This is a genomic window from Streptomyces sp. NPDC104381 (assembly GCF_055583745.1).
The window spans coordinates 346,024-367,289 of sequence record NZ_JBVJNK010000001.1 but is presented as its reverse complement, the minus strand read 5'-3'; the positions used below and the strand labels follow the sequence as shown (position 1 = coordinate 367,289).

The following is a 21,266-nucleotide window of genomic DNA, read 5'->3' as shown; positions in this document are numbered from 1 at the left end:
TCCGCCACCCGCCCCCGCGTGACACGGTACGACCACCCGGCGCCGGTCCTCGGTGGGCTCGGGCTGTTCACCGTGCTGCTCGGCGCGGCACTCCCCCTCATCGACTTCTTCATCGTCAACGTCGCCCTGCCCACCATCGACCACGACCTGGCCGCGGGCCCCGCCCTGCTGGAACTGGTCGTCGCGGGGTACGGGCTCTCCTACGCCGTGCTGCTGGTCCTCGGCGGGCGCCTCGGGGACATGGCCGGACGGCGCAGGCTCTTCCTCATCGGGATGGCCGCCTTCGGCCTCACCTCGCTCGCCTGCGGCCTGGCCCCGGACGCCTGGACCCTCGTGGGGGCGCGTGTGGCGCAGGGCGCCGCCGCGGCCCTGATGCTGCCGCAGGTGCTCGCCACCATCCAGTCCGCCACCGCCGGACACCGCAGGGCACGGGCCATGAGCCTGTACGGGGCGACCGCGGGCCTGTCCATGGTCGCCGGCCAGATCCTCGGCGGCGTCCTGGTCTCCGCCGCCCCGCTGTCCTCGGTGTTCGGGGAGAGCGCGGGCTGGCGGTCGGTGTTCCTGGTCAACGTCCCGGTGGTCCTGGTGGGGCTGGTCCTGGCCGTCCGCTCGGTGCCGGAGAGCCGTTCGGACCGGCCGGCCCCCGTCGACGTACCGGGCACGCTGCTGCTGGCGGTCGCCCTGGTGACGCTCCTGGCTCCGCTGACCGAGGGCCGGGCGGCGGGCTGGCCGCTGTGGACCTGGGTCTCCCTGGCCCTGTTCCCGTTCGCCGCGGTGGCCTTCCACCGGGTGGAGCGCAGGGCCGACGCCCGGGGCAGGACCCCGCTCGTGCCGCCGAGCCTGCTGCGGCTGGTCTCGCTGCGGCGCGGCCTGACGCTGGTGGTGCCGTTCTCGATCGGCTTCGGCGGCTTCATGTTCGTGATCGCGGTGGCCCTCCAGCAGGGCCTGGAGATGGGCCCCGCCGCGGCGGGCCTGTCCCTGGCGCCGATGGCCGCCGCCTTCTTCCTGGCCTCGCTGGCCGGCCCCCGGCTGGTACGGCGCTTCGGCAGCCGCGTCGTGACGGCCGGCGGCCTGATCCAGGCCGTGGGCGTCACCGTGCTGGCGCTGACCGTGTGGCGCGGCTGGCCGGACCTGGGACTGCCGGGGCTGCTGCCGGGCGTCGCGATCGCGGGCCTGGGGCAGGGGCTCCAACTGCCCGTGCTGTTCCGGATCGTCCTGTCCGACGTACCGGCCGAGCGGGCCGGGGTCGGCGGCGGGGTGATGACGACGACCCAGCAGGCCGCCCTGGCGCTCGGGGTCGCCACGCTCGGGACGCTGTTCCTCGCGCTGGTGCCGGGGCAGGGGATGCGGGACGCGCTGGTCGTGACGCTGCTGGTGCAGCTGGCGGCCGTCGTCCTGACGACCCTGCTGAGCCTGCGGCTGCCCCGCACGGTGCGGTGAGCGACGGAGACGGGCCCGGATCACCGAAGTGATCCGGGCCCGCGGTCGTACGCCGTACCGGAGGTGCGCCGCACGGGAGTTGGGAGGAGGTCAGCTCTCGGGCCGCGCGTCCTCGGCCGGTGCGGCCTCGGCGGCGGCGGCGCGCTCACGCATCTTGCGCACCAGCTCCTGCTTCTTGTCCTCGGCGGCCTTGCGGTCGTCGGTGCGCGCGGGGCCCGCGCCCTGCTGTTCGGCGCGGGACAGCTTCTTGCGCTGTCCGCCGACGCCGAGGAGGTTGTTGCGGCTCTTGGCCACGGGGTTCTCCCGTTCGTGGTGAGGAGGTGAGGATGACGTGTCGTGATCGATCCGATGGGCGACGGGCCGGTCGGGCCCGTCGCGCGCTCACTCGTAGATCTGGAAGAACGAGAACATGACGAAGAAGGTACCCCGGCTGGCGGGGCACCTCATCCGGTTTTTTCCCGCCGGGCCCTCGGTGCGGCTCAGGCGGTCGGGTCGACCGTGGCCTGATGGGCCTCGGTCAGGTGCTCCTCGGCCTTGAGCCAGGGCAGGAACTGCGCCCCCTTGCGCCAGCCGCAGGTCTCGCACGTCAGCTGCCGCTGCATCCCCGACTTCCGTACGTGGACGACGTGTTCACGGCCGTGCTGGTCCCATCTGGTGACCTTGCTCGTGGTCATGGACGGCATGCCGGGCCTCCCTGTGGACGAGTGCGCCCAGTGTGCCCGAAGCCCCCGGTCCCGTACGCCGGAACCGGGGGCTTCGTCATGAGGCCGGGTGCGTCAGCAGCCCAGGAGGCGGGAGCCGAGGTAGCTCTGGATCTGGTCCAGGGAGACGCGCTCCTGCTTCATGGTGTCGCGCTCGCGCACGGTCACCGCGTTGTCGTCGAGGGTGTCGAAGTCGACGGTGACGCAGAACGGCGTGCCGATCTCGTCCTGGCGGCGGTAGCGGCGGCCGATGGCGCCCGCGTCGTCGAACTCGATGTTCCAGTTCTGCCGCAGGTCGGTGGCGAGGCCCTTGGCCTTCGGCGACAGCTGCGGGTTGCGGGACAGCGGCAGGACGGCGACCTTGACCGGCGCGAGGCGCGGGTCGAGGCGCATCACGGCGCGCTTCTCCATGACGCCCTTGGCGTTGGGGGCCTCGTCCTCGCTGTACGCGTCGAGGAGGAAGGCCAGCATCGCGCGGCCGACACCGGCCGCCGGCTCGATGACGTACGGCGTGTAGCGCTCGCTCTTCTCCTGGTCGAAGTAGGAGAGGTCCGTGCCGGACGCCTTGGAGTGCGCGGTGAGGTCGTAGTCGGTGCGGTTGGCCACGCCCTCCAGCTCGCCCCACTCGCTGCCGCCGAAGCGGAAGCGGTACTCGATGTCGGCGGTGCGCTTGGAGTAGTGGGAGAGCTTCTCCTGCGGGTGCTCGAACCAGCGCATGTTCTCCTCTCGCATGCCGAGGCCCGTGTACCAGTTCCAGCGCTGCTGCATCCAGTACTCCTGCCACTCCTCGTCCTCACCCGGCTTGACGAAGAACTCCATCTCCATCTGCTCGAACTCACGGGTGCGGAAGATGAAGTTGCCCGGAGTGATCTCGTTCCGGAAGGACTTGCCCATCTGCGCGATGCCGAACGGCGGCTTCTTGCGCGAGGTCTGCTGCACCTGGCCGAAGTTGGTGAAGATGCCCTGGGCGGTCTCGGGGCGCAGGTAGGCGACCGAGCCGGAGTCCTGGGTCGGGCCGAGGTGCGTGGAGAGCAGGCCGGAGAACTGCTTGGGCTCGGTGAAGGTGCCCTTGTTACCGCAGTTGGGGCAGTTGAGGTCGGCGAGGCCGTTGACCGGGGGCTTGCCGTGCTTCTCCTCGTACGCCTCCTCCAGGTGGTCGGCGCGGTAGCGCTTGTGACAGGAGGTGCACTCGGTGAGCGGGTCGGAGAACGTGGCGACGTGGCCGGACGCGACCCAGACCTCGGGGGCCAGGATGACCGACGAGTCGAGACCGACCACGTCCTCGCGCGAGGTGACCATGTAGCGCCACCACTGGCGCTTGAGGTTCTCCTTCAGCTCGACGCCCAGGGGCCCGTAGTCCCAGGCGGCCTTCTGGCCACCGTAGATCTCACTGCAGGGGTAGACGAAGCCACGGCGCTTGCTCAGGCTGACGATGGTGTCGATCTTGTCGGCGGCCACGGTGCTCTCTTCATTACGACGGCGGAACTGGACAGGTGGGCGGCGCGAACGCCTCGGTGAGGGGACGTGCGGGCGAATACCCCAGATTACCGGCGGGCGCACCCCCCATATCAAATCGGTGGGGCGCATCGCGGTCACCGGGTCCGGATCCGGGCATCTCATCAGCCTTGTTGACAATCGTTTCCACTTTTGTTGAAAATGACTGTCATGAACGTACGTCGCCTCATACCCACAGCCGCCGTCGCCGGAGCAGTCGCCCTCGGCCTCACCGCGCTCTCCGCCTGCTCCTCCTCCGACGCGGCCGAGGGCGGGAGCGACGGCAAGCTGGACGTGGTGGCGTCCTTCTACCCGATGCAGTTCCTGGCCGAGGAGATCGGCGGGTCCCACGTCTCGGTCACCACCCTCACCAAGCCGGGCACCGAGCCGCACGACCTGGAGCTCTCCCCCCGGCAGATCGGCGGCCTCGGTGACGCCGACTACATCCTCTTCCTCAAGGGCGTCCAGCCCGCCGTGGACGACGCCGTCGCCCAGGCCGGGGTGAAGAACACCGTGGACGCGGCGAAGCTCACCACGCTGGAGAACCACGGCTCCGAGGTCCACGGCCACGACCACGCCGAGGGCGAGGAGCACGGGGACGAGGAGCACGCCGACGAGGAGCACGGGCACGAAGGCGAGGAGGCCGGCCTCGACCCGCACATCTGGCTGGACCCGGTGAAGTACGCCGAGGTCGCCGAGGGCGTGGGCAAGTCCCTGGAGAAGGCCGACCCCGACCACGCGGCCGACTACCGCAAGAACACCGAGACCCTGGTCGCCGAGCTGAACACGCTCGACAAGGCCTACGAGACCGGGCTGAAGAACACCGCGACGAAGACCTTCATCACCACGCACTCCGCCTTCGGATACCTCGCCGAGCGCTACGGCCTCACCCAGGAGGGCATCGCCGGCATCGACCCCGAGGCCGAGCCCAGCCCGGCCCGGATCGACGAGATCCACTCCGTCGCCGAGAAGAACGGGGCGACCACCGTATTCTTCGAGACGCTCGCCAGCGACAAGACCGCGAAGACGCTCGCGAAGGACCTCGGCCTGAAGACCGGCGTCCTGGACCCGCTGGAGGGAATCACGGACAAGTCCGCGGGCGCTGACTACATCGAGGTCATGCAGTCCAACCTCACCTCGCTCCAGAAGGCTCTCGGCGCGAAGTGACCCCCGCAGCACCCGAACCCGCAGCAGCACCGGAGGCGATCATGCCCGAGCCCAGTACGCCAGAACCCGTGATCAGCATGCGCGGAGCCACGGCGACGCTCGGCGCGCGCCCGGTGCTGCGCGGTGTCGACCTCACCGTCCACCGCGGCGAGGTCGTGGCCCTGCTCGGCGCCAACGGATCCGGCAAGTCCACCGCCGTACGCTCCGTCATCGGCCAGGTGCCGCTCACCGGCGGGACCGTCGAGCTGTTCGGCACCCCGCTGCGCCGCTTCCGCCACTGGGCCCGCGTCGGCTACGTACCGCAGCGCACGACGGCGGCGGGCGGCGTCCCCGCCACGATCCGCGAGGTCGTCGCCTCCGGGCGGCTGTCCCGTACGAAGCTCAGGCTGCCGGGGCGGGCGGACCGGGCGGCGGTGGACCGGGCCATCGAGCTCGTCGGCCTCTCCGACCGCGCCAAGGACTCCGTGAACGCCCTCTCCGGCGGCCAGCACCAGCGGGTGCTGATCGCCCGGGCGCTCGCCGCCGAGCCCGAGGTGCTGATCATGGACGAGCCGATGGCCGGCGTCGACCTGGCCAGCCAGGAGATCCTCGCCTCGACGCTGCGCGAGCAGGTCGCCGGCGGGGCGACGGTGCTGCTCGTCCTGCACGAGCTGGGCGCCCTGGAACCGCTGATCGACCGGGCGATCGTCCTGCGCGACGGCTGCGTCATGCACGACGGGCCGCCCCCCGAGGCCGTCGGCCAGCACGCGCTGCCCGGCCACGACCACGTACACCCCCACGCGGCCTCCGAGCCCGTCCGGACGGGACTGCTGACCTGATCATGCTGGAATTCCTGAACCCTCCCTTCATGCAGCGGGCCCTGCTCGCGGCCGTCCTGGTCGGCATCACCGCGCCCGCCATCGGCATCTACCTGGTCCAGCGCCGCCAGGCCCTCATGGGCGACGGCATCGGGCACGTCGCGATGACCGGTGTCGGCCTCGGCTTCCTGCTCTCCACCAACCCGGTCTGGATGGCGACGCTCGTCGCCGTGGCCGGCTCGGTCGTGATGGAGCTGATCCGCTGGTACGGACGCACCCGCGGCGACATCGCCCTGGCCATGCTGTTCTACGGCGGTATGGCGGGCGGGGTGATGCTGATCAACCTCTCGGACACCGGCTCCAACGCCAACCTGACGTCGTTCCTCTTCGGCTCCCTGTCCACGGTCTCCGAGGAGGACGTCACCGCGATCGTCGTGCTGGCCGCCTTCGTGGTGCTGGTCACCGTGGGGCTGCGGCGGCAGCTGTTCGCGGTCAGCCAGGACGAGGAGTTCGCGCGGGTCACGGGCCTGCCGGTGCGCGCGCTCAACCTGCTGGTCGCCGTGACGGCCGCGGTCACCGTCACCGTGGCGATGCGGGTCGTCGGCCTGCTGCTCGTCAGCGCGCTGATGGTGGTGCCGGTCGCCGCCGCGCAGCAGATCTCGAAGTCCTTCAAGGTGACGTTCGTCCTGTCCGTCGTCATCGGCACGGCGGTCACCCTGGCCGGCACCGTGACCTCGTACTACCAGGACGTGCCGCCCGGCGCGACGATCGTGCTGCTGGCCATCGCGGCGTTCATCGTGCTCACGGCGCTCGCCACGCCGCTGGCCCGCAGGCGGGCCCGGGACGGCGGGAGCGAGGCGGACCGGTGCACCCTGGAGGTACCGGCGTCCCGCCCGGCCCCGGACGACGTCTCGGTGTGACCGTGCCGACGGGCCGGGCTGGCACAATGGCCCGACATACGTACGGGCGACACGAGGAGGCAGCTGTGGCGACGGCGCCGATCAGTGGCACGAACGCGGCTCCGGTACGCGGCCGGTCCACCCGGCAGCGGGCGGCGGTCGCGGCGGCGCTCGACGAGGTCGACGAGTTCCGCAGTGCCCAGGACCTGCACGACGTGCTCAAGCACCGGGGCGACTCGGTGGGGCTGACCACGGTCTACCGCACGCTCCAGTCCCTCGCCGACGCGGGCGAGGTGGACGTGCTGCGCACCACGGACGGCGAGGCCGTCTACCGGCGCTGCTCGACCGGTGACCACCATCACCACCTGGTCTGCCGCGTCTGCGGCAAGGCAGTCGAGGTGGAGGGGCCCGCCGTCGAGCAGTGGGCGGAGACCATCGCCTCGCAGCACGGCTATGTGAACGTGGCCCACACGGTGGAGATCTTCGGGACCTGCTCGGACTGCGCGGGCGCCAAGGACCGGGCGGGCACCGAGGACCGCGCGGCCTCCGGGGACTGAGCCCCGGGCGAAGGACGACCGCCTCGGAGGGGGCCCCGGTGACCGGGGCCCCCTCCGCGCGGTGTCAGGCCTTGGTGATCTCCTCGGCACCGCCGAAGCGCCGGTCGCGCCGGGCGAACTCCAGGCAGGCGTTCCACAGGTCGCGGCGGTCGAAGTCCGGCCACAGGACGTCCTGGAAGACCATCTCGGCGTACGCGCTCTGCCAGATCAGGTAGTTGGACGTGCGCTGCTCGCCGCTGGGGCGCACGAAGAGGTCCACGTCCGGCATGTCCGGGTAGTAGATGTACTTCGCGAACGTCTTCTCGTTGACCTTCGAGGGGTCGAGCTTCCCCTCGGCGACGTCCTGCGCGATGCGCTGCGCGGCGTCGGCGATCTCGGCCCGGCCACCGTAGTTGACGCAGAAGTACAGCGTCATCTTGTCGTTGTCCTTGGTCTGCTCCTGGGCGACCTGGAGCTCCTGGACGACGGACTTCCACAGCTTGGGCATGCGGCCGACCCAGCGGATACGGATGCCGAGCTCGTCCATCTCGTCACGGCGGCGGCGGATGACGTCCCGGTTGAAGTTCATGAGGAACTTCACCTCCTCCGGGGAGCGCTTCCAGTTCTCCGTGGAGAACGCGTACAGCGAGAGGTTCTTGACGCCCATCTCGATGCAGCCCTTGAGGACGTCCATGACGACGCCCTCACCGACCTTGTGGCCCTCGGTGCGCGGCAGCCCCCGCTCCTTGGCCCAGCGGCCGTTCCCGTCCATCACGATGGCGACGTGCTTGGGCACGAGCTCGCCGGGGATCTTCGGCGGGGTGGCGCCGGAGGGGTGCGGCTCGGGGTTCTTGTACTCACGCCGGTTACGGCCGCCGAGCATCCCGCGTACTGCCATGGGCTTCTCTCGTCTCCCTGTGTCACTTTTCCACGTACCGCATGGAGCGCAGACCGCGCTCCAGGTGCCAGTGCAGATAGGCGGACACGAGCCCGCTCCCCTCCCTGACATGACGCGCCTCGGACGCGTCCGCCGTCTCCCAGTCACCGGTGAGCAGTGCGCTCAGCAGTTCGACGGCCTCCGCCGAGGGTACGACGCTGCCGGGCACCCGGCAGTCGCCGCATATGACGCCGCCCGCCGCCACGGAGAAGAACCGGTTCGGACCGGGCATTCCGCACTTGGCGCAGTCGACGAAGCTGGGGGCGTAGCCGTTGACGGCCAGGGAGCGCAGCAGGAACGCGTCCAGGATGAGGTTCGGCGCGTGTTCGGCGCGTGCGAGGGTGCGCAGTCCGCCGACGAGCAGCAGGTACTGCTGGACCGCGGGCTCGCCCTCGTGGTCGGTGAACCGCTCGGCGGTCTCCAGCATCGCGGTGCCGGCGGTGTAGCGGGCGTAGTCGGAGACGATGCCGCCGCCGTACGGAGCGATCGTCTCGCTCTGCGTGCACAGCGGGAGGCCCCGGCCGACCAGCTCGCTGCCCCGCGCGAAGAACTGCACGTCCACATGGGAGAAGGGTTCGAGCCGCGCCCCGAACTTCGACTTGGTGCGGCGCACCCCGCGCGCGACGGCGCGCACCCGCCCGTGGCCGCGGGTCAGGATCGTGATGATCCGGTCGGCCTCGCCCAGCTTCTGCGTGCGCAGCACGACGCCGTCGTCCCGGAACAAGCTCATGCGCCCATTGTCGCGCACCGGGACGCGCGTCGGCCGACGGTCCTCATTCCCGGTGTGCGGCGGGCACGACCAGTCCGGACTCGTACGCGATGATCACCAGCTGCGCGCGGTCCCGGGCGGCCAGTTTGCCCATGATCCGGCTCACATGGGTCTTCGCGGTGAGCGGGCTGAGGCGCAGTGTTCCGGCGATCTCCGTGTTGTTCAGGCCGCGTGCGACGAGGGTGAGCACCTGCCGCTCGCGGTCCGAGAGGATCTCCGGGCCGTCCTCGCCGACGACGGGCGCACGGGGGCCGCTGAGGACCCGGGCGATGAGCCGGGCGGTCGGGCCGGGCGAGAGCAGCGACTCGCCGGCGGCCACCGTCCTGATGGCGGCGAGGAGTTCGGCGGGCCGGGTGTCCTTGACCAGGAAGCCGGAGGCGCCCGCGCGCAGCGCTTCGACGACATGCTCGTCGGTGTCGTACGTCGTCAGCACGAGCACCTTCACTCCGGCGAGGTCCTCGTCGGCGGCGATGCGGCGGGTCGCCTCGATGCCGTCGAGCTCGGGCATCCGGATGTCCATGACGACGAGGTCGGCGCGTGCCGAGCGGGCCGCCCCGACCGCCTCCAGTCCGGTGGCGGCCTGGCCGACGACGGTCATGTCGGGGGCGGACTCCACGAGCATCGCGAAGGCCGCCCTGACCAGCGTCTGGTCGTCGGCGAGGAGGACCCGGATCACCGGAGGGCCTCCTTCGGTCCTGCCGCCGGGGCCGGGACGGCGGCTCCGGCGGGCGACGCGGGCAGCGGCAGCACGGCGGCGACCCGGAAGCCCCCGCCGGCCAGCGGCCCCGCGTCCAGGGTGCCGCCCGAGCTGCGCGCCCGTTCCCGCATGCCCACGAGGCCGAATCCGGACCCCGGCCCCGCCTCGCGGACGCCGTGCGGCGCGGCGGGGGCGCCGTCGTCCACCACGGTGACCCGCAGCGCGGGGTGGCCCGGGTCGGATTCCACCCGCACCGCGATCCGTACGCCGGGCCCGGCGTGCCGCACGGCGTTCGTCAGCGCCTCCTGCACGATCCTGTACGCCGCGGCGTCGGTCGCCGGCGCGATCCGGCCCTCCGGGGCCCGTACGGACAGGTCCACCGTCGCTCCGGCCGTCTCGGCGGCCCGGACGAGGCCCGGGAGCGCGGCGAGGCCGGGGAGCGGCCCGTCACCGCCGGCGGAGCCGTCCCGCAGGACCTGCAGGGTGGTGCGCAGTTCGGCACGTGCCTCCCGGCAGGTCCCGGCGATGTCGTCGAGCGCCCGCGCCACGGCCTCGCGGTCCAGGCGGTCCGGGTCGACGGTCAGGATGTGCGAGGCCACCGAGGTCTGCACCCCGATGACGGTGATGCTGTGGGCCAGCAGGTCGTGCAGGTCGCGGGCGATCCGCAGCCGCTCCTCGGCCACCCTGCGCCGGGCCTCCTCCTCCCGGGTGTGCTCGGCCCGTTCCGCGCGCTCCCTCATGGAGGCGACGTACTGCCGGTAGATCCGCACGTCCACGCCGCAGAACAGCACCGCGACGATCCAGCCGGAGATCCGTAGCAGTTCGAGGCCGTGGTGCGTGTCGATGACCCCGACCACGGACACCATGACGGCGATCACGAGGCAGCCGGTGAGCAGGGTGCGCAGCGGGCGGCCGGTCACCGCCACGGTGTAGAGCACGACGAAGGTCTGCGGCATGGGTGCCGAGTGGGCGTTGTCCAGGAGGTGGTAGGACATGAGGACCGGGATCATGGCGAGCAGCACCGCCACGGGGTTCCTGCGCCGCCACACCAGCGGCAGGGCGCTCGCCAGCAGCAGGGCCCAGCCGGTCGCGTCGGGGAACCGCCCGTCGTCGGTGACGAGGGCCAGGACGGCCGACAGCGCGCCGGCGCCCGTGGCGACGAGGGCGTCGGTGCGCAGCTGGTGCGGCGCGTCCATGGGGTCGCGGTTGACGATCGCCAGGACGCGCTCGCCAGGGCGCGTGGTTCGGGGAGCGGACACGCTGCCATCCTCGGTCAGTGGGTCGGCCGCCGTCAGCGGCTTGCGGCGAATTCCGGTCGGCCGGGGAGCTTCCCGGCCGGGGCGCGGCCGAGCGGACCCGGCCACCACACCCGGCGTCCCAGGGCGACGCTCGCCGCGGTGACGAGGTAGGTGCGGACCAGGAAGGTGTCCAGCAGCACCCCGACGGCGATGACGAACCCCATCTCGACCAGCGCCGTCATCGGCATGCTCGTGAGGACGGCGAAGGTGGCCGCGAGGACGAGTCCGGCCGAGGCGATGACGCCTCCCGTGGTCCGCAGCGCGGTGAGCGCGGCGTCCGTCGGCCCGGCCCCCGCCAGGGACTCCTCCCGCATCCGGTGCATCAGGAAGATGCCGTAGTCGACGCCGAGCGCCACCAGGAAGACGAAGGACAGCAGGGGCAGCCCCGGGTCGGTGCCCTCCAGGCCGAGGAGCGGTTCGAGGACGAGGCCGGCGATCCCGAGGGAGGCGCCCCAGACGGCGACGACGGCGGCCACCAGCAGCAGCGGGGCGACGAGGCTGCGCAGCAGGGCCACGAGGATCAGCAGGACGGAGAGCACGACCAGCGGGACGACGATCCTCAGATCGCGGGCGTTGGTCTTCTCCAGGTCCGCCTGCTGGGCGCTGAGCCCTCCGACATGGCTGCCGTCGAGCCCGCCGCGCAGGGCTTCGATGGTGGCCCGCTCCCCCGGTGACTCCGGCGGTGCCTGGGCGGCGACCGTGAGCTCGGTCCAGCCGCCGCCGCTCCGGCCCCGCGCGGCGTCGGCGACGCCTTCGGTCGCACGGACCTTCGCCAGCGTCCCGTCGGCCCGGTCCGTGGGGGTCATCACGGTGATCGGCTGGGTGGAGCGCTCGGGGAAGGCGGCGGCGAGCGTCCGCATCGCCGTGATCGACTCCGGCCTGTCGGTGAAGGAGTCCTCCTGCTTGAGGTCGCCGGGCAGGCTGAACACGCCGAGCGCCAGCGCCCCGAGCAGCAGACCTCCCGAGACGAGCACGGCCACGGGGCGGCGTCCGGCGGAGCTGCCCATGGTGGCGAAGACCGAGCGGCGCTGCCGGGGCGTCCTGCCGTACGCGGGCACCAGCGGCCAGAAGACGCGCCGTCCCATGAGCACGAGGAGGGCGGGGAGCAGGGTGGTCATGGCGAGGAGCGCGCAGAGCACGCCCACCGCGGCGATGGGGCCCATGCCCCGGCTGCTGTTGAGGTCGGCGGCGAGGAGGCACAGCATGCCGACGGCGACCGTGCCGGAGGAGGCCAGGACCGCGGGTCCGCAGCCGCGCAGGGCGGCGGCCATGGCGTCGGCGGGCCGTGCCCGGCGTCCCAGTTCCTCACGGTAGCGGGCCACCAGCAGCAGGGCGTAGTCCGTGCCGGCGCCGAACACCAGGATGGTCATCACGGCGGAGCTCTGGCCGCTGACGGTGGTGCCGAAGCCCTGGTTCAGTCCGTACGCCACCGCCATCGCCAGCAGGTCGGCGAGCCCGGCGACGACCAGGGGGACCAGCCAGAGGAACGGGCTCCGGTAGATCAGGATCAGCAGGAGCGCCACCACCCCCACCGTGGTGTAGAGCAGCGGGCCGTCGAGTGCCGTGTAGACCTCCTGGGCGTCCGAGTTGAGTGCCCCGGGCCCGCCGACCTCGACGCTCAGTCCGCCGCTCCCCTCGGCGCGCTCCCGTACCTCGGTGACGAACACGGTCCTGGCTTCCTGGTCCTGGCCCGGGGCGGTCGAGGAGACCGGGAACATCAGGGTCGTACCGTCCTCGGAGCCGATGCCCTCGGGCACCGGGGGGAGGCTGTGCTCCCGCGTGATGCCGGCGACCTGTTCGCCCGCCGTGCTCCGGTCGGCCTCGGTCAGGCCGCCGTCCCGGTGGTAGACGAGGACGAGATCGGTCGACTCGCCCCCGGGCAGGGCCTCCTGGATCTTCGCGACCTGGGTGGAGTCCGCTCCGGCCGGCAGGTAGTCGACGGCCCGGTCCTGCTGGACGTCCCCGAGCTTGCCCGCGAAGGGCATCGCGACGGCGATCAGGACGACCCAGAACGCCACCGCCAGCCACGGCAGCGCCCTCCTCGGCCCTGTCCCGCGCTCCTGCCGCGGTCGCGCACCACTCACTTCCGTTTCGGCCCGCATGACGGGGCCCTCCCCTCCTGGACGGTTCGGTCCTGTCCAGACTTCCGTCCGGGACGGGCCGGTTCGTCGCGCGGGCGAAGGACTTGACCGCTACTGCCGGGGGTGACGGGCGGGGGCGGTTACTCCCGGGGGAGTACCCGGGGACTACGAAGGCGTACGCGCCGCCTCCAGCAGCTTCGCCGTGTCCGTGGGGCAGAGCTGGAGCGCGCTGCCCACCGTGGTCAGCACCTCGCGCTCCGCCTGGCTGTACGGGCCGTCGGCGAGCGCGATCCGGGCGCCCCGCAGCAGGACCGCCTCGCGGCCGGGCACGGCCAGGTGCGGGGCGAGCGGCTTCAGGACCTCGTGGAGCTCGATGGCGAGGGCGGCGCCGCAGGCCTCGGCCGCCGGGTCGGTGCCGTCGCCGGCCCCGGTGTCGGCGGCGAGCACCTCGACGATGGTGAAGAGCTGCTCCTGGGAGCAGTCGTCGAGCCCCGCGTCGCGGACCGTGGCCGCGGCGGTCTCCAGGACCGTACGGGAGGTGGTGCCGCCCGCGGCGAGGACGGCGAGCGTGACGGTGTGCACGGCTTCCCGCAGCATCGCCGAGAAGCGGGTGGTGGTGGGGTGGTCGAGGGCGTCCGGCGCGCAGTGCGTCCCGCAGGCGGCGCACTCGACGACGGGACCGGCGCTGCCCCGGTTCAGCAGCGGCAGCCCGAGGACGGTGAGGCGGTGACGCCCGGTGAGGCGCCGGTAGTTGCGGTCGCCTCCGCAGCAGGGGCAGAAGAACTCGCCGTCGCCGACGGTTTCCCAGACGGTGCGGATGCCGTAGATGCGCAGTTTTACGGCGCGTTGTCCTTTGGCTGTCCGCACGTCGCACACCTCCGTTACTCCACGGCAACATTGCCGTGTTGGACGTGATGTTAGCCACATGCGTGATGTGGCGTCAGTATCCCGGAGGTCAAAACCCCGGGATATGGCCGAACCCCGCCCACCCTTGGCGGGTGGACGGGGCTCTCGGACCGGGCGGTTCAGCGGCGTATCGGACGGATGTCCGTAATGCCGCGTGGGGAGGTCAGCGGGTCGCGCGGTTGACCGCGGAGACGACCGCCTTGAGCGAGGCGCGCGTGGTGTTGGCGTCGATACCGATGCCCCACAGCACCTTGCCGTCGATCGCGCACTCGATGTAGGAGGCGGCCTGCGCGCTCGCGCCCTCGCTCATCGTGTGCTCGGTGTAGTCCAGCAGACGGGCGTCGATGCCGATGGCCTGCAGCGCCTCGAAGAACGCGGAGATCGGGCCGTTGCCCGTGCCGGTCAGCACCGTGTCCGCGCCGTCGACGGTGGCCTCGACGGTGATCGTGTCCTGGCCGTCGGAACCGGTGGTGGTCTGGCCGGAACGGATCTGTACGCGCCCCCAGGCGTTCTCCGGGCTCGGCAGGTACTCGTCCCGGAAGGTCGACCAGATCTGCGTGGGCGTGACCTCGCCGCCCTCGGCGTCGGTCTTGGCCTGAATGATCCGGGAGAACTCGATCTGCATCCGGCGCGGCAGGTCCAGCTTGTGGTCGTTCTTCAGGACGTACGCGATTCCGCCCTTGCCGGACTGCGAGTTGACCCGGATGACCGCCTCGTAGGAGCGGCCGACGTCCTTCGGGTCGATGGGCAGGTACGGCACCGCCCACTCGATGTCGTCGACGGTCTTCCCCTGGGAGGCCGCGTCGGCCTCCATGGCGTCGAAGCCCTTCTTGATGGCGTCCTGGTGGGAGCCGGAGAAGGCGGTGTAGACCAGGTCGCCCGCGTAGGGGTGGCGCGGGTGGACCTCCATCTGGTTGCAGTACTCGCTGGTGCGGCGGATCTCGTCGATCTGCGAGAAGTCGATCTGCGGGTCGACGCCCTGCGAGAAGAGGTTCATGCCCAGGGTGACCAGGTCGACGTTGCCGGTGCGCTCGCCCTGGCCGAACAGGCAGCCCTCGATGCGGTCGGCGCCGGCCATGATGGCCAGTTCGGCGGCGGCGACGGCGGTGCCCCGGTCGTTGTGCGGGTGGACCGACAGGCAGACGTACTCGCGACGGCTCAGGTTGCGGGACATCCACTCGAAGCGGTCCGCGTGGGTGGAGGGCGTCGAACGTTCCACGGTGGCGGGCAGGTTGAGGATGATCTCGCGGCCCTCCTCCGGCTGCCAGACGTCGCAGACGGCCTCGCAGACCTCCAGGGCGAAGTCCAGCTCGGTGTCGGTGAAGATCTCCGGGCTGTACTGGTAGCCGAAGATCGTCTCGTCGCCCAGGATCTTGTCCGCGTACTCCATGACCAGGCGGGTGCCGTCCACGGCGATCTGCTTGACCTCCTCCTTCGAGCCGCGGAAGACCACGCGGCGGAAGGTGGGGGCGGTGGCGTTGTACAGGTGGACGGTGGCGCGGCGCGCGCCGACCAGCGACTCGACGGTGCGCTCGATCAGTTCCTCGCGGGCCTGCGTCAGGACGGAGATCGTCACGTCCTCGGGGATCGCGCCCTCTTCGATGATGGAGCGGACGAAGTTGAAGTCGGTCTCGCCGGAGGACGGGAAACCGACCTCGATCTCCTTGTAGCCCATGCGTACGAGCAGGTCGAACATCTCGCGCTTGCGGGCCGGCGACATGGGGTCGATCAGGGCCTGGTTGCCGTCGCGCAGGTCGGTGGACAGCCAGCGGGGCGCCACGGTGATGCGGTTGCCCGGCCAGGTGCGGTCGGCGATGTCCACGGCCTCGTAGCCGCGGTACTTGTGGACCGGCATTCCGGAAGGCTTCTGCAGCTGCCGCGCGTTGGTCACCGGGGTGGGGCCACCGACGGGGGCGGGGACGGCATCGGTGTGCGCGGGGGGATTCACTGCGGTCATGGCGTACGGCTCCTCTGAGGTCCAGCAGGGGCGGCCGACTGTGTCGCTGCAACAGCGAACTCCGCGGGGAGGGAGCCGGCCTACGACTACAGGCCCTCGCCGCGGCAGCTAAGAAGGAGCAGCCCGAAACGCATGATGCGGCAACACTAACCGAGGGGCGCCTGGTGCGTCGGTCCGTATCAGTATGCGGGATCGGGCGCCCATGAGGACAGAACGGTGATACATCACTCTATTTCGTCAATCACGATCGCAACCAGTGACAGTTCGGTGACGGAGTGCCACAGTCATTTGCATGCAGCTTCGACAGAACCGCGAGTTCCAGCCCGTCTTCTGCACCATCGTGCCGCCCCATGTCCTCGACAAGCTCTCCCAGTCGGACGACCCGCAACTGGCCGATCCCGCCCGCCACACCCTGGAGGCTGACGGGGCCCGGCGCCATCACCGGAGGGTGACCGCGCTGGCCTGGACGCCCCAGGCCGCCCGCACCTCCGACCCGGTCCCCACCAAGCCGCACCGCACCCTGTACGACTGCCGGCACGGCACGGACCTGCCGGGCGTCAAGGTCCGTGACGAGGGCGAGGAAGCGACCCAGGACGCCAGCGTCAACCGCGCGTACGCGGGTCTGGGCGCCACCTTCGACCTGCTTCTCACGGAGTACGGCCGCAGTTCGATCGACGGCAAGGGGCTGCCGCTCATCGGCTCCGTGCACTACGACGAGAAGTACAACAACGCGTTCTTCGACGGCGAGCAGATGGTCTTCGGGGACGGCGACGGGGAGATCTTCCTCGACTTCACGGTCGCCATCGACGTGATCGCCCACGAGCTGGCGCACGGCCTCACCCAGTACACCGCCAACCTGGCCTACCAGGGCCAGTCGGGCGCGCTCAACGAGTCCGTGTCGGACGTCTTCGGATCCCTGGTCAAGCAGCACTCGCTGGGCCAGAGCGCGGACCAGGCCGACTGGCTGATCGGCGCCGGGCTGCTCGCCCCCCGGGTCAGTGGCGTCGCGCTGCGCTCGATGAAGGCTCCGGGCACGGCGTACGACGACGATGTGCTGGGCAAGGACCCGCAGCCGGCCTCGATGGACGACTACGTCGACACGGACGAGGACAACGGCGGGGTCCACATCAACTCGGGCATCCCCAACCGGGCCTTCTACCTGCTGGCCACGGCGCTCGGAGGCAACGCCTGGGAGCGGGCCGGCCGGATCTGGTTCGACGTGCTGACCGGCGGTGAGCTGGCCCAGGACGCGTCCTTCAAGGACTTCGCCAAGCTCACCGTGGCGGCGGCGCAGCACCGGTTCGGGGAGGGCGACGAGGCCGAGGCGGTGCTCAAGGCCTGGTCCGAGGTGGGCGTGCCGACCCGCTGACCGGGTAGGTACACGCACAGGCCGACGCAGGACCGGGCAGGAGCCAGTACGCATGCGCATTCAGGTGAGCCGGACCGGTGGATTCGCCGGTATCGCACGTCGCGGCGAGATCGACACCTCGGGTCGGCCCGACGCCGCCGACTGGGAGGCGCTGGCCGAGTCCGCGCTCGCCTCCGGCACTCCCCCGGGCGGTCCGCCCGCGGGGGTGCCGGACGGCTTCCACTACCGGATCACGGTGGGCGACCGCACGGTCGACTGCGCGGACCCCCGGCTGACCGAGGAGCAGCGGGCGCTGATCTCCCGGGTCCTCAAGGAAGGCGCGTAGCCCTCTGCTCAGAACCCGAGCTTGCGCAGCTGCTTCGGGTCGCGCTGCCAGTCCTTGGCGACCTTCACATGCAGGTCCAGGAAGACCGGGGTGCCCAGCAGCGCCTCGATGTGCTTCCGTGACTTGGTGCCGACGTCCTTGAGCCGCTTCCCCTTCGGGCCGATGATGATGCCCTTCTGGCTGGGCCGCTCGATGTAGACGTTGGCGTGGATGTCCAGCAGCGGCTTGTCGGCCGGCCGGTCCTCGCGGGGCAGCATCTCCTCGACGACGACGGCGATGGAGTGCGGCAGCTCGTCCCGCACGCCCTCCAGCGCGGCCTCACGGATGAGCTCCGCGACCATGACCATCTCGGGCTCGTCGGTGAGGTCGCCCTCCGGGTAGAGCGGCGGGCTCTCCGGCAGCAGCGGGGCGATCAGGTCGGCGAGCAGGTCGACCTGCTGGTCCTTGACCGCCGAGACCGGGATGATCTCGGCCCACTCGAAGCCGAGCTCGTCGGCCAGCGCGGAGACGGCGAGCAGCTGCTCGGCGAGCGCCTTGGACTCGACCAGGTCGGTCTTGGTGATGATCGCGATCTTCGGGGTCTTCTTGATCCCGGCGAGTTCCTTGACGATGAACTTGTCGCCGGGGCCGAGCTTCTGGTCGGCGGGCAGGCAGAAGCCGATGACGTCGACCTCGGCCCAGGTGGTCCGCACGACGTCGTTCAGCCGCTCCCCCAGCAGCGTGCGCGGCTTGTGGAGGCCGGGTGTGTCCACCAGGATCAGCTGGGCGTCGTCGCGGTGCACGATGCCCCGGACCGTGTGCCGGGTGGTCTGGGGGCGGTTGGAGGTGATCGCCACCTTCTGACCGACCAGAGCGTTCGTGAGGGTGGACTTGCCCGCGTTGGGGCGGCCCACGAAGCAGGCGAAGCCGGCCCGGTGGGGGGCGGTGTTCTCAGCCTGCTGCGCAGCAGCTTCTGTGTTCGGTCGAGCGCTCATGGCGCCCATTCTCCCCGATCCCGGCGGCGCCGTTGCACAGCAGGGCGGGCGGCGCCCCGAATCAGCCCGCGCTCACCGTGGACCGGAGCGTGCCGTCGGGCCCCGCGAGCAGCACGGGAGTGCCGGACCCGCCCAGGTCACGGACGGCGGCGAGGTCGGCGTCGGAGAGCGTGGCGGCCTCCGAGACGACGGCCGCGGCCTCCAGGGATGCCGCGCCACTGGCCACCGCCATCGCGACGGCGGTCTGCAGCGCGCTGAGCTTCAGCGACTCCAGGGCCACGGTGCCGGCGGCGTACGTACGTCCCGTCTCGTCCCGTACGGCGGCGCCCTCGGGCACTCCGTTACGGGCGCGGACGCTGCGGGCCAGGGTGACGATCTTGCGGTCCTCGGCGCCGAGGCCGGTGCTGTCGGTCATGTGCTGAGCATACGAAGAGTGCTCCCGGCCGCCCGACGACGGGGTCCGTTCACCCCGGTACCGGGTACATCGAGCCGCGCCGGCCCTCGGGCGAGTCCAGCCACTGGAGCTTGGCCTCCGTGCCCGTGTCCGGGAGCGGCGTGTGCAGCACGATCACCAGGTCGGGGCGGGCGGGCACCCGCAGCTGGGTGGACTCCACGTACAGCGTGCCGACGAGCGGGTGCTGGAGCTCCTTGCTGATCTGGCCGCCCGGGATGACGTCGCGGCGGTCCCAGAGGGCCGCGAACTCGGAGCTGAGCTCCCTCGCCTCGGCGACCACCGCCCGGAATCCCTCGTCGTCGGGGTTGTCGGAGCAGGCGGCGCGGTACTGGGCGACGACCTGGCCGGCGATGGTCTCCCAGTGCGTGGACCTGGCCCGGTACACCGGGTCGGTGAAGAAGGCGATCATGCAGTTCTGCACGATCCCGGGGCGCATCCCGAGCACCGCGGACGCCGCGTCGTTGTAGAGCACGGTGTTCCAGTAGCGGTCCATGATGTGGGCCGGGAAGGGCATCCAGGCGTCGATGAGCCTGTTGAGCCCCGCGCACATGTCACGGTGGGCCGGGTCGACCTCCAGGGCGGGCGGGTTGAGCCCGGCGAGGACGTAGAGATGGCGGCGCTCCGCGCTGCTGAGGCGCAGGACCCGGGCCACCGAGTCCAGGACCTGGGGCGACACGGTGATGTCGCGGCCCTGCTCCAGCCACTGGTACCAGGAGACGCCCACGCCCGCGAGGACGGCGACCTCCTCGCGGCGCAGTCCCGGCGTGCGCCGGCGCGCCCCGCCGTCCGGGAGGCCCGCGTCGGCCGGAGTGACCCGGGCCCGGCGGCTCATCAGGAACTCCCGCAGCTCCGCGAGGCGGTGCGACTTGTCGTCGGCGCCGGCCCGGGCCGTGGTGGTCCGGGCCGCGTCGGTGTTCTGGGCCGGTGAAGCCACGTACTCCCCCTGGTGTCCGTGTGCGTGCCTGCCTGGTGGTGCGGCCAACAGGATAAGTGCCCGCTCCCCAGGGTTATTCCGGCGCGTCCAGGCTGTGGACATGGCGATCGAAACCCCAACTCCCACTCCCGTGCCCGCCGGTGTACCCGGCCCCGCCCCGGCCGCGCCGCCCACGCTCTCCGGGCGGGCCCGGCTGGTGCTCTTCGTGCTGTGCGCCGCCCAGTTCATGGTGGCGCTCGACTTCTCCGTACTGAACGTGGCCCTTCCGGTCCTCGGTGAGGACCTGGGTCTGAGCCGGTCCGGACTCCAGTGGGCCGTCACCGCGTTCGCCCTGCCGTCCGGCGGCTTCCTGCTGCTCTTCGGCCGGATCGCCGATCTCTACGGCAGGCGCAGGCTGTTCCTCACCGGGCTCGTCGTCTTCGGGGCGTCCTCACTGCTGGCGACGCTGGCCTGGGACCCGGCGTCGTTCCTGGCCGGGCGGGCGCTCCAGGGGCTCGGGGCCGCGGTGATCGTGCCGACCGGGATGTCCCTGCTGACCACCACCTTCCCCGAGGGCCCGCTGCGGGACCGGGCGCTGGGCATCAGCGGGACGCTGCTCTCGCTGGGCTTCACCATCGGCATGGTGGCGGGCGGTGTCCTCACCGACACACTGGGCTGGCGCTCGACGATGGGGCTGCTGACCGCCGCCGCGGTGATCGTGTCGGTCCTGGCGCCGAAGCTGCTGGAGGAGTCGCGTACGCCGGAGCGGCCGAAGCTCGACGTGCCGGGCGCCGTCACCGTCACCGCGGGGCTGCTCGCGCTGATCTACTCGCTGTCGACCGCCGCCGAGCGTGGCTTCGGCGGAGCGGACGTGGTCGTCACCCTGGTGCTGGGAGTGGCCCTGCTGACCGCCTTCGTGGTCGTCGAGTCCCGCTCGGCCGCCCCGCTGGTCTCGCTGCCGATGCTGCGGCGCCGTACGGTCGCGTTCGGCAACCTGGGCGGACTGGCCACCTTCTCGATGATGAGCACCATCGTCTTCGTCATGACCCTCTACCTCCAGGACCTGCTGCACCTGTCCGCCCTGGGGACGGGGCTCGTCTTCGGGGTCCAGGGCCTGGTCTCGGTCGCCGCGGGGGTGTACGCCGCGAGGGTCGTCGGCCGGCTCGGTGCGCGCCGGACGCTGGTCCTGTCGCTGATCGGCCAGGGCGTGTTCATCGGTGCGCTGCTCGGCCTGGGCGAGGACTCGGGCGTCTGGCTGGCCACCGTCGCCGTGTCACTGGCGAGCGCCTGCCACCTGGGCGCCATCATCGCCTACGGGCTGACGGTGACCTCGGGCGTGCCGAACGAGGAACAGGGCCTGGCGACCGGCCTGGTCACCACCACCCAACAGGTCGGCCTCACCATCGGCATCCCGCTGCTGGGGGTGCTGTCCACCACGCAGGGCTCGCTGTACGACGGCGTACGTCTGGTGGTGGCGGCCGCCGCGGTGGTCCTGGTCGCGACGGGTCTCGTGGTGGCGGCCGGCCTGCGGCGGGCCTGACCCCTCGGCACA

21 protein-coding genes are annotated in these 21,266 nt (G+C 71.5%); 8 read left to right on the top strand and 13 right to left on the bottom strand.

Annotated elements, in window-relative coordinates; genetic code table 11:
- Nucleotides 1–18: 18 nt before the first annotated feature.
- Entirely contained in the window at nt 19–1,440 is a 1,422-nt protein-coding gene (locus ACZ607_RS01530) for an MFS transporter (RefSeq protein WP_469730619.1), read from the top strand.
- Nucleotides 1,441–1,530: 90 nt separating this feature from the next.
- On the opposite strand, the gene ACZ607_RS01525 is transcribed toward ACZ607_RS01530, so the two are convergent.
- The 3 genes from ACZ607_RS01525 to ACZ607_RS01515 all read right to left on the bottom strand — a co-directional run bounded on the left by ACZ607_RS01525 (nt 1,531) and on the right by ACZ607_RS01515 (nt 3,599).
- The gene (locus ACZ607_RS01525; protein ID WP_469730618.1) at nt 1,531–1,734 is read right to left on the bottom strand and encodes a DUF6243 family protein; all 204 of its coding nucleotides are present in this window, start codon (nt 1,732–1,734) and stop codon (nt 1,531–1,533) included.
- A 185-nt stretch (nt 1,735–1,919) separates the two neighbouring features.
- The gene (locus tag ACZ607_RS01520; RefSeq protein ID WP_124276565.1) at nt 1,920–2,123 is read right to left on the bottom strand and encodes a hypothetical protein; all 204 of its coding nucleotides are present in this window, start codon (nt 2,121–2,123) and stop codon (nt 1,920–1,922) included.
- A 93-nt stretch (nt 2,124–2,216) separates the two neighbouring features.
- The gene (locus tag ACZ607_RS01515; protein ID WP_469730617.1) at nt 2,217–3,599 is read right to left on the bottom strand and encodes a glycine--tRNA ligase; all 1,383 of its coding nucleotides are present in this window, start codon (nt 3,597–3,599) and stop codon (nt 2,217–2,219) included.
- A gap of 207 nt (nt 3,600–3,806) precedes the next feature.
- Here ACZ607_RS01515 and ACZ607_RS01510 point away from each other — a divergent pair, with 207 nt between their 5' ends.
- The 4 genes from ACZ607_RS01510 (at nt 3,807) to ACZ607_RS01495 (ending at nt 7,055) form a co-directional block, all read left to right on the top strand.
- Entirely contained in the window at nt 3,807–4,802 is a 996-nt protein-coding gene (locus tag ACZ607_RS01510; RefSeq protein ID WP_469730616.1) for a metal ABC transporter substrate-binding protein, read from the top strand.
- Between the two features lie 41 nt (nt 4,803–4,843).
- Nucleotides 4,844–5,620 (top strand): metal ABC transporter ATP-binding protein, encoded by a 777-nt coding sequence (locus ACZ607_RS01505; protein WP_099172487.1) that lies wholly within the window; start codon nt 4,844–4,846, stop codon nt 5,618–5,620.
- Nucleotides 5,620–6,519: a metal ABC transporter permease gene (locus ACZ607_RS01500; protein WP_469731822.1), complete on the top strand. Its 900-nt coding sequence runs from the start codon at nt 5,620–5,622 to the stop codon at nt 6,517–6,519. The genes ACZ607_RS01505 and ACZ607_RS01500 overlap by 1 nt, the downstream gene beginning before the upstream one ends.
- Before the next feature lie 65 nt (nt 6,520–6,584).
- Complete coding sequence (locus tag ACZ607_RS01495; protein ID WP_469730615.1) at nt 6,585–7,055, top strand: Fur family transcriptional regulator; 471 nt, start codon at nt 6,585–6,587, stop codon at nt 7,053–7,055.
- Nucleotides 7,056–7,119: 64 nt separating this feature from the next.
- Here ACZ607_RS01495 and ACZ607_RS01490 read toward each other — a convergent pair whose 3' ends face one another.
- The 7 genes from ACZ607_RS01490 to leuA form a co-directional block, all read right to left on the bottom strand.
- Entirely contained in the window at nt 7,120–7,932 is an 813-nt protein-coding gene (locus ACZ607_RS01490) for an isoprenyl transferase (protein WP_469730614.1), read from the bottom strand.
- A gap of 22 nt (nt 7,933–7,954) precedes the next feature.
- Entirely contained in the window at nt 7,955–8,701 is a 747-nt protein-coding gene (recO, locus tag ACZ607_RS01485; RefSeq protein WP_469730612.1) for a DNA repair protein RecO, read from the bottom strand.
- Between the two features lie 43 nt (nt 8,702–8,744).
- The gene (locus ACZ607_RS01480; protein ID WP_469730610.1) at nt 8,745–9,416 is read right to left on the bottom strand and encodes a response regulator; all 672 of its coding nucleotides are present in this window, start codon (nt 9,414–9,416) and stop codon (nt 8,745–8,747) included.
- On the bottom strand, nt 9,413–10,633 hold the full coding sequence (locus ACZ607_RS01475) for a sensor histidine kinase (RefSeq protein WP_469731820.1): 1,221 nt from the start codon (nt 10,631–10,633) through the stop codon (nt 9,413–9,415). Before ACZ607_RS01475 ends, ACZ607_RS01480 begins: the two co-directional genes overlap by 4 nt.
- 95 nt (nt 10,634–10,728) lie before the next feature.
- Complete coding sequence (locus tag ACZ607_RS01470; RefSeq protein ID WP_469730608.1) at nt 10,729–12,837, bottom strand: MMPL family transporter; 2,109 nt, start codon at nt 12,835–12,837, stop codon at nt 10,729–10,731.
- Between the two features lie 144 nt (nt 12,838–12,981).
- Nucleotides 12,982–13,683, bottom strand: a complete 702-nt coding sequence (locus ACZ607_RS01465) for a TerB family tellurite resistance protein (RefSeq protein WP_469730601.1) — start codon at nt 13,681–13,683, stop codon at nt 12,982–12,984.
- A gap of 202 nt (nt 13,684–13,885) precedes the next feature.
- Complete coding sequence (leuA, locus tag ACZ607_RS01460) at nt 13,886–15,679, bottom strand: 2-isopropylmalate synthase (protein WP_469730599.1); 1,794 nt, start codon at nt 15,677–15,679, stop codon at nt 13,886–13,888.
- 292 nt (nt 15,680–15,971) lie between these two features.
- Here leuA and ACZ607_RS01455 point away from each other — a divergent pair, with 292 nt between their 5' ends.
- Nucleotides 15,972–17,048, top strand: coding sequence for a M4 family metallopeptidase (locus ACZ607_RS01455; RefSeq protein WP_469730597.1), 1,077 nt, complete (start codon nt 15,972–15,974; stop codon nt 17,046–17,048).
- Nucleotides 17,049–17,100: 52 nt separating this feature from the next.
- Nucleotides 17,101–17,373 carry a protealysin inhibitor emfourin gene (locus ACZ607_RS01450; protein ID WP_469730595.1) on the top strand — a complete coding sequence of 91 codons (273 nt, stop codon included), beginning with the start codon at nt 17,101–17,103 and terminating at the stop codon, nt 17,371–17,373.
- 8 nt (nt 17,374–17,381) lie between these two features.
- Here the strand turns inward: ACZ607_RS01450 and era are convergent, their stop codons facing one another.
- The 3 genes from era to ACZ607_RS01435 are packed head-to-tail and all read right to left on the bottom strand — an operon-like array spanning nt 17,382 to nt 19,735.
- Nucleotides 17,382–18,356 carry a GTPase Era gene (gene era / locus ACZ607_RS01445; protein WP_187355732.1) on the bottom strand — a complete coding sequence of 325 codons (975 nt, stop codon included), beginning with the start codon at nt 18,354–18,356 and terminating at the stop codon, nt 17,382–17,384.
- Between the two features lie 52 nt (nt 18,357–18,408).
- The gene (locus ACZ607_RS01440; RefSeq protein WP_469730593.1) at nt 18,409–18,762 is read right to left on the bottom strand and encodes a cytidine deaminase; all 354 of its coding nucleotides are present in this window, start codon (nt 18,760–18,762) and stop codon (nt 18,409–18,411) included.
- Between the two features lie 49 nt (nt 18,763–18,811).
- Nucleotides 18,812–19,735: a helix-turn-helix transcriptional regulator gene (locus tag ACZ607_RS01435; RefSeq protein WP_469730591.1), complete on the bottom strand. Its 924-nt coding sequence runs from the start codon at nt 19,733–19,735 to the stop codon at nt 18,812–18,814.
- Between the two features lie 100 nt (nt 19,736–19,835).
- On the opposite strand from ACZ607_RS01435, the gene ACZ607_RS01430 reads away from it, so the two are divergent.
- Entirely contained in the window at nt 19,836–21,254 is a 1,419-nt protein-coding gene (locus tag ACZ607_RS01430; RefSeq protein WP_469730589.1) for an MFS transporter, read from the top strand.
- Nucleotides 21,255–21,266 lie beyond the last annotated feature (12 nt).

Excerpts from the sequence above, each read along its gene's own strand:
- ACZ607_RS01520 (WP_124276565.1), bottom strand. The coding sequence starts at position 2,123 with ATGCCGTCCATGACCACGAGCAAGGTCACCAGATGGGACCAGCACGGC.
- ACZ607_RS01510 (WP_469730616.1), top strand. The coding sequence starts at position 3,807 with ATGAACGTACGTCGCCTCATACCCACAGCCGCCGTCGCCGGAGCAGTC.
- ACZ607_RS01505 (WP_099172487.1), top strand. The coding sequence starts at position 4,844 with ATGCCCGAGCCCAGTACGCCAGAACCCGTGATCAGCATGCGCGGAGCC.
- ACZ607_RS01490 (WP_469730614.1), bottom strand. The coding sequence starts at position 7,932 with ATGGCAGTACGCGGGATGCTCGGCGGCCGTAACCGGCGTGAGTACAAG.
- recO (WP_469730612.1), bottom strand. The coding sequence starts at position 8,701 with ATGAGCTTGTTCCGGGACGACGGCGTCGTGCTGCGCACGCAGAAGCTG.
- ACZ607_RS01475 (WP_469731820.1), bottom strand. The coding sequence starts at position 10,633 with ATGGACGCGCCGCACCAGCTGCGCACCGACGCCCTCGTCGCCACGGGC.
- ACZ607_RS01470 (WP_469730608.1), bottom strand. The coding sequence starts at position 12,837 with ATGCGGGCCGAAACGGAAGTGAGTGGTGCGCGACCGCGGCAGGAGCGC.
- leuA (WP_469730599.1), bottom strand. The coding sequence starts at position 15,679 with ATGACCGCAGTGAATCCCCCCGCGCACACCGATGCCGTCCCCGCCCCC.
- ACZ607_RS01455 (WP_469730597.1), top strand. The coding sequence starts at position 15,972 with ATGCAGCTTCGACAGAACCGCGAGTTCCAGCCCGTCTTCTGCACCATC.
- ACZ607_RS01450 (WP_469730595.1), top strand. The coding sequence starts at position 17,101 with ATGCGCATTCAGGTGAGCCGGACCGGTGGATTCGCCGGTATCGCACGT.
- era (WP_187355732.1), bottom strand. The coding sequence starts at position 18,356 with ATGGGCGCCATGAGCGCTCGACCGAACACAGAAGCTGCTGCGCAGCAG.
- ACZ607_RS01440 (WP_469730593.1), bottom strand. The coding sequence starts at position 18,762 with ATGACCGACAGCACCGGCCTCGGCGCCGAGGACCGCAAGATCGTCACC.
- ACZ607_RS01430 (WP_469730589.1), top strand. The coding sequence starts at position 19,836 with ATGGCGATCGAAACCCCAACTCCCACTCCCGTGCCCGCCGGTGTACCC.